General features: G+C 70.4%; 4 protein-coding genes. 1 reads left to right on the top strand and 3 read right to left on the bottom strand.

Going from position 1 to position 6000, the window contains the following annotated elements:
- Window positions 1-227: 227 nt before the first annotated feature.
- The 3 genes from WN71_RS35630 to WN71_RS35640 all read right to left on the bottom strand — a co-directional run bounded on the left by WN71_RS35630 (window position 228) and on the right by WN71_RS35640 (window position 5383).
- Window positions 228-3266 carry a tetratricopeptide repeat protein gene (locus tag WN71_RS35630; RefSeq protein ID WP_143074925.1) on the bottom strand — a complete coding sequence of 1013 codons (3039 nt, stop codon included), beginning with the start codon at window positions 3264-3266 and terminating at the stop codon, window positions 228-230.
- Window positions 3267-3933: 667 nt separating this feature from the next.
- The gene (locus WN71_RS40490) at window positions 3934-4482 is read right to left on the bottom strand and encodes a TIGR02391 family protein (protein ID WP_079178377.1); all 549 of its coding nucleotides are present in this window, start codon (window positions 4480-4482) and stop codon (window positions 3934-3936) included.
- Window positions 4483-4570: 88 nt separating this feature from the next.
- Window positions 4571-5383 carry a DUF4253 domain-containing protein gene (locus WN71_RS35640; RefSeq protein WP_046592977.1) on the bottom strand — a complete coding sequence of 271 codons (813 nt, stop codon included), beginning with the start codon at window positions 5381-5383 and terminating at the stop codon, window positions 4571-4573.
- A gap of 45 nt (window positions 5384-5428) precedes the next feature.
- On the opposite strand from WN71_RS35640, the gene WN71_RS35645 reads away from it, so the two are divergent.
- Entirely contained in the window at window positions 5429-5914 is a 486-nt protein-coding gene (locus tag WN71_RS35645) for a DUF4265 domain-containing protein (protein ID WP_046592978.1), read from the top strand.
- Window positions 5915-6000: the final 86 nt, after the last annotated feature.

Consider the following 6000-nt stretch of genomic DNA (forward strand, 5'->3'; position numbering starts at 1 on the left):
GGGGATGGTCCCGCGTCGCTCACGCGGTCGGTGTCGCTCGGGTCCTGCTCCTTGCGTACGCGGGGATGGCGGGGATGGTCTTCGAATAGGCCTGGAAAGTGGGCAGCCCCCGGAGTTGCTCCCTGTGCGCGTGGTGGCTGCCGGTACGCCTCGCCCAACGCTCCGGCAGTGATCTCGTGCGGCTCGTCCTCCTCGGGCCAGGCTCCGTCGGTTCTGCCTGCACTGGTTCAGTCCAAGTCGCTCCAGGACCATGCTGGGGCGGCAGTTCCATCAGGCTCACGTCCGAACGGAAACTGATCCTGGTGTCCGCCGAACTCGATGAACGCATCGAAGTGTCCTTCGGTAGCGAGCCGCCCGGTCAGCGCGGTGATCTGCTCGTGCGCCCCGACCTCTCGCAGTACGCCCAACAGCCCTTCGACGGCGATCGAATTGTTGAAAATGGCGTGCGTGGCGGGGTCGCGCGCCAGGAGTGCGGTGACCTGTTCGTGCGCCCCGATTTCCCGCAGCACGCCCAGGAGCCTTTCGATGGCCATCGGGTGGTCAAGAGTGGCGTGCGTGGCGGGGTCGCGCGCTAGGAGCGCGGTGACCTGCTCATCCGTTCCGGTCTTGTGCAGCTCGCTCAACAGAATTGCGACGGCATGGGGGTTGTCGAGGGTGGCGTGTGCGGCGGGGTTGCGGGCCAGCAGTGTGGTGACCTGCTCATCCACCCCGTTCTCCCGCAACTCGTACAACAGATCTGCGACGGATATCGGGTTGTCGAGGGTGGCGTGTGCGGCGGGGTTGCGGGCCAGGAGTGCGGTGATCTGCTCTTCCGCCCCGTTCTTGCGCAGCGCGTACAACAGCGCCGCGACGGCGCGCGGGTCGTCGAGGGGGGTGTGCGCGGCGGGGTTGCGGGCCAGCAGTGCGGTGATCTGTTCGTGCGCCCTGACCTTCTGCAGCTCGCTCAACAGAACCGCGACGGTATTCGGGTCGTCGAGGGGGGTGCGTGCGGCGGCCTGCCGGGCCAGTTCGGTGACCTGTTCGTGCGCACCGATCGCCCGCAGCTCCTTCAACCACGCTGCGCGGGGGCCACGCGGATAGTTGAGGGCAACGTGCGCGGTGAACCGCTCGGCCAGTTCGGTGAACTGTTCGTGCGCCCCGGCCCTGCGCAGGTCCGACAGCAGGCTGAAGACGGCGTACGGCGTGTCGAGGGGGGTGCGTGCGGCGGCCTGCCGGGCCAGTTCGCTGGCCTGCTCGTGCGCCCCGACCGCCCGCAGCTCGTTCAACAGACCTGCGACGGCGTGCGGGTTGTCGAGAGGGGTGTGCGCGGCGGGATCGCGCGCCAGCAGTGCGGTGATCTGCTCGTCCGCCCCGGCCTGCCGCAGAGCGCCCAGCAGCTTTGCGACGTGCTCCGGGTTGTCGAGGGGGGTGTGCGCGGCGGGGTTGCGGGCCAGGAGCGCGGTGATCTGTTCGTGCGCCGCGACATACCGCAGCGCGCGCAACAGCCATGACAAGGCGTGCGGGTCGTCGAAACCGGCACGGGCGACGACCAGCTCAGCCAGCTCGGTGATCTGCTCGTGCGCCCCGACTGCCCGCAGCGCGGTCAATACCGTGGCGACGGCTTTCAGGTCATCAAGGGCGGCGTGCGCGAGGGCCCATTGGGCGGGCCGGGAGTCGGTGGGGTGCAGGCGGTGGAGGTTCTTGACGAGTCGTCCCGTGGCATGGGGGTTGCCGTGGGCGGTTGCGTTCTTGTGGAGTTGGGCGGCGTCGCGGTACAGGCCGCGGTTCCAGGCGGCGTCGCCGAGGGCGGTCAGGTCGGCGGGGGGAGCGTGGCGGGCGGCCGCGGTCCAGAAGTCGACAGGCGGAATCTGTGTCGCGCGGTGGCGGCGGCCGTGCTGGTCGAGGTAGTCGGCCAGCAGGTAGCGGGGCCGGCCGCTGGTGGCGGGCCGGGCAGGGGTGCGCTGGTTGCGGGGGCCGCGGGCGGGGGCTGGGGTGAGAATGCCCGGGACGCCGTTGCAGGGTGTGGTGACGTAGGCGAGGGCCTTGTCCAGCCAGTCGCCGTCGAGGCCGCGGTACTCGGCGTCGGTGAGGTAGCCAGGAGCAGCCGCGGCGAGCCAGTCCAGGGGGATGCGGAGGCCGGCACCCAGCCGGCGGGCGTCCATTGCGGCGTGGATGAGGGCCCGGGTGGCGCCCCGGGCCGCGTTGTAACGGTCCATCAAGTAGGGCACGCCCGCCAGGTACTGGGTGATCTGTGCATCCTGCGCGTGATGGGCGGCCTGCGCGAGCCGGGGATCACCGTCGTCAGCGGCGTCGAGTGCGGCCAGGTCGGCCAGCGTGAACGCGTCCGGCACATCGATCTTGTGTCCGCCCAGGAGTTCACGGGCGCCGGCGTGCCGGTCGGGTTCGGTGCGGGTGGTCAGGGTGTCCCAGTGCTCCGGCCACAAAGTGCCCAGCACGACCAACGGGGCCCGCGAGGGATCGTTCAGCAGTTCCCGCAGCCCCGCCGCGACCTGCTCACCGAGCGGTGTCGGGGTCAGATAGTTCTGGGCCTCGTTGAGCCACACCACCGTCCTCGGGGCGATATCCGGCAGTGCGGCGAGCACCGCCTCAGGGGCGGTGGGAGTGAGGGGATGCCACAGACGCCAGCTCTGCGGCAATTCGGCCACGGCCTCCCACAGGGCGCGGGTCTTGCCCGTGGAGGATCCCCCGACCAGGACCGCGATCCCACTGCGCCCCTTTGCCGCCGCCTCAACGACGGCCTTCAGGGCCGCGTCGTGATCCCGGGGAACGTACGCAGGCAGGATCCCGAACCGGTCGCGGGCGCCCCCGGTGTCCAGCGCCGGGTGGATGCCCAGACCGCCGTCCAGGCCAAGCTCGGGACGGCCGCGCAGATCGCCGATCGGGCGTCCGACCCCCTGTGCCATACGGGCCCGCACCCATAGCTCCCGCACCCGGCACGCCAGATCCGGCGCATCCCAGGCGGCATGGCGGGCCAGCACCGTGGCGACGGCAACCACGTCGGCCTGCTTCTTGGGCCGTTCGCTGTCGGAGATGACACGGCGCACTGTGTCCCGGCGCGGGGAACCGTCCAGCTCGTCGTCCATGTCGTCGATGCCCGCGGTGATCTCGTCCAGGCTGGGCGCGGCTGCCGCCAGGTACACCTCGTACAGCAGGTCCTTCAGCTCGCGCAGTGCCGGCGGCCATCCCACCCGTGCCCGCGCCAGTTCCCGCGGCCGTCTCGTGCCCACTTCCGGTTCCGGACGGTCGCCCCCCGTGTCGCCACTCATCGCACCATCGTCCCGGATCCCGCGTCCCACCACAGCGTGAACAGCGCGGATACGCACGGGCGCTGACAGCTTGTCGCAACTCGGAGTCGCTCTTCTCCAGGGGCTGAAGGTGGACAGCAAGCCGGCCGGCTGTCCCATCCACCCACCACACATGTGGAGGACGTCATGTCCCGTACGCGTCTGACCCGCCGCGAGCGACTCGCTCTGGCCGGAACAGCCCTGGCCGGTGCCGTCTCCGGGGCACTCCGCGCCGTCGTCACGTGGCTCCTGGACCACCTCGCCTGACATCCACCCGCTGACCACCCCCACGTCGGGCCGGGCCCAGGATCCACTGGCCCGGCCCGACTCAGCATGCGCAGCCGTACCGGCCCCGGCGGCCGCCAGCCGTCAGCTCGCCGGCCGCCCGGGTGGCTGCGGCGAGTCGGCGCGCAAGTTGCGTTGCCCCCCTTGTGCCGGCCGCGTCCCGCGCCGGCTGCTGCAGCCCCTCGAGCTCGTCATCGGTGAGGTCGTCGAGCCAGACCGCCGCTGCGCCGCTGCCGGTCGCCGGTGAGCGCGACGACCCCGTGAACGGGATGGCCGGGTGGCCGCCCGGAGGGAGAGAACCCACCCGGGGCGGTGCCGGGCTCGTAGGCGCTCAGCCCGCCGGGCGGGGTGAGCGCCAGACCGATCACCACATCACGTCGACCGGCTTCACCGTGGGGGTGCACAGCGCCGTACGGCGGACGCGGTCGCTCAGTTGGGGCGTGACGTGCGCGCCGTCGAGGCGCCGGTGCACCATCGACAGCGTGGTCAGCAACTCCAGCAACTCCCCGTCGGTCACCGTGCGGTGAAGGCGCGGCTCGTGTGCGGCCGGATTGCGGTACATGCTGAACAAGCCCTTGAGCAGGTTCGCCAGGCCCTTCTGCTCGTCCAGCTCGGGGCCGGTGACGTTGGCGTTGATGGCCGCCCGGGCGGTGCCCCGGCCGGGCATGAGCACCGCGTCGACCAGCCGCGCCCCGTCGAGGTGTTCCCCGGCCGGCTGCTGCAGCCTGTCGGCTGCGGGTGAGGTGGATGTCCGGGCGGGGGGGGGAACAGCGTGGGCCGGGGATGGGGTGTGTGCTTGTCCTGTCCGTGTCTGATGTCCGTCGTGCCCGGGGCGTGTGCTCACCCCGGCCGGGGCGGGGTGTGTCCCGTGGGCGGTGTCGTGTGCCGGGCCGGGCAGGTCTGGGGTGTTCACGAGTGGGGGTGACCTTGTGCTGGCGCAGGGTGGTGGAGGTCTCTTTCCGGGGCTCGGGTGGTCGGTTGCCGTGGTTTTGGTGTCGGGGTCAGTCCCACCAGAAGTCCCAGTTGTTCATGCCGGCGATGCGTTGTGCGTAGGCGGCCAGGGTGCAGGGGTGCGGGCCCTGCCAGATGTTGTCCGGGCAGAAGGCGAAGTGTTCGGCGGCGACCAGGAGGGCGTCCTGGGTGTTGGTCGGGGGTGCCGCAATGCTGAGGTGGAGGGTGTCGGAGCCGACGGCTACGACACGCGCGCCGAAGCGGCGTTCCCAGTCGTGGACGACGGCGGAGAACTTGGCCGTGTCGTTGTCATAGTTGGCAGGCCCGTCCCAGCCGACGGTGGTGAGCGCGTCCGCGCCGCAGGCAGCGGCGACGAGCCCGAGGCGCGCTCTGGGGTGCTGGTCGGCGAAGACGTGCGCGTACTCGGCGGCCATCTCGTCGGCGCCCGTGGCAGGTTCACGGCTGAGGAGTGGGCTCGGCCAGATCTGTGTGAACGGTGCGGTGACGGCAAGCCGCTCTTGCGGCGTCAGCAGGTCGTCGTCTTCGTCGGTCTCCGTGTACGCGCTCCACCATTGCGCCAGGAGGTCGGCCGGGTTGTGCGCGTGGGGTGAGGTCATGCGCTCGGGGAACAGCTCGCCGGATGCCCAGGGCCGCAATTCGGCGTCGTGCGGGTCACGGGCAGCAAGAAGAAGTGGCCACAGCCTTGAGGTGCTGTGCTCGGCGAGCAGCCGCACCCACAGTTCAGCAGAAGCCGGGGCGTCGCTCAGCCACAGCGGCTGCACGGCACCGTGCCCTTCACCGGAAGTGATCATCCGTCCCGCCGGGAGCGGTACGGCAAGAGAGGCAAGCAGTTCAGGGGTCACGGGCGGAGGCTAGTTCGGGGGTCTGACAATGAGGATGATGGTGCCGTGACGAGCGTGACTGATGACCATGTGAAGGTCTGCTTCCGGATGGACGTGGACGAGGACGGCTGGCCGCCGGTGAGCGTGGAGAGCCTGTGGGCGGTCGATCTCGGTGACGGGACAGTCCGGTTGGACAACACTCCGTGGTTCGTCCGCGCAGTCGCCAGCGGCGACATCATCCGCGTGGAGATCGACGAGGACGGCGTCCGCTGGGCCGCAGAGACGGTTCGGGCCTCGCAGAACTGTACGATCCGGCTGATCGTGCTCAAGGACGGTGGCTCTGCCGCGGCCCGGCAGAGCGTGCTGGACGTCTTTCACCGCCTCGGTACGACCGGTGAGGGCATCGAGCAGTTCCGCATGGTCGCTCTGGACGTTCCGCCGGGTGCCGACCTTCAGCAGATGCGCAGGCTTTTGGAGCATGGCGCGGCCAAGGAATGGTGGCACTGGGAAGAGGGGTGCGTCACCGGCGCCTGGAGGTCCACGGCCGCGTGACAGATTCTGTCGCCACGAGTGGCTGACCGGGCTGTGTTCTCAGCGGCGGCTGGAGTCAGTGCGTTGTGGCAAAGGGAGTCCCTGTT

The organism is Streptomyces mangrovisoli (genome assembly GCF_000974985.2).
GTDB classification, from domain to species: domain Bacteria; phylum Actinomycetota; class Actinomycetes; order Streptomycetales; family Streptomycetaceae; genus Streptomyces; species Streptomyces mangrovisoli.